This window comes from Alkalibacterium sp. m-11 (genome assembly GCF_054658155.1).
Genome location: NZ_BAAGIR010000407.1, coordinates 1 through 359, shown reverse-complemented (window position 1 = coordinate 359; position 359 = coordinate 1). Strand labels below are relative to the sequence as shown.

Annotated in this window: 1 protein-coding gene; it reads left to right on the top strand. The window is 39.0% G+C overall.

Features of this window, described 5'->3' with window-relative positions; all coding sequences use genetic code 11:
* Window positions 1-30: 30 nt before the first annotated feature.
* Window positions 31-359, top strand: a 329-nt coding sequence (locus tag ACYQ2O_RS12985; protein ID WP_459796809.1) for an IS3 family transposase, incomplete at its 3' end; no start/stop codon positions are given.

Sequence of the window (359 nt, the reverse complement as noted above, 5' to 3'; positions counted from 1 at the left end):
ATTAAAGACCTAACAAAACGAGATCATAATTTGTTAAATATATCATGGCTATGTGAGATTGCTTTAGTTTCACGTTCGGGGTATTACAACTGGTTGAAATCTGAAGAGAGTCGAAAGAAAAAAGAAGAACAAGATCAGCACGATTTTAATTTGATACTTGAAGCCTATACACATCGCGGCTATGATAAAGGATCCAGAGGGATCCATATGCGACTGTTACACATGGAGATACTCATGAACCGGAAGAAAATCCAGCGCTTAATGAGAAAGTTTGGACTGTTCTGCCCTATAAGAAAACCGAATCCGTATAAGCGCATGGCAAAAGTACGCCAGGAACATGCGTTAAAACCTAATCTCGT